Origin of the sequence: Rothia sp. HMSC064F07 (assembly GCF_001837265.1) — a bacterium.
Lineage (GTDB): Bacteria > Actinomycetota > Actinomycetes > Actinomycetales > Micrococcaceae > Rothia > Rothia mucilaginosa.
In genome coordinates this window covers 55,429-55,899 of record NZ_KV831928.1, presented here as the reverse complement: position 1 = coordinate 55,899, position 471 = coordinate 55,429, and positions in this window count along the sequence as shown.

Below are 471 nucleotides of genomic sequence, written 5' to 3'. Positions count from 1 at the left end.
CGCCTTCGGGTGGGGACTTTCATTGAGGCCGTCCGGCGATCCGTTCCAGCCGTCAGGGGACCACAAATTTCCCCGCCTTCGGGCGGGGACTTTCATTGAGGCGCCCTGGCGCGAAACGGCACAGTTCGTGCGAGAACACGGAGATTTCCCCGCCTTAGGGCGGGGACTTTCATTGAGGTACCTTAACGTTCGCGGCACTCCAGAGCTTGCGCATTATTTCCCTGCTTTCGGGGGCGGGGACTTTCCTTGAGGCGCGACCCAGGCAGTCCGCCCATACGACTGGAGCTCAGATTTCTCCGCCTTCGGATGACGATGCTGCGGTAGGCACAGATATTGCGTGATGTACACTTTGGATACGTAATCTGCGCGAGTCTCGTGCCGTAACAGTCTCTGCTACGCCGTAACATGCTAGTTTTAGCTAGCTATTTCTCCGCTTTCAGGTGGGGACTTTCATTGAGGCTACCCCAACCG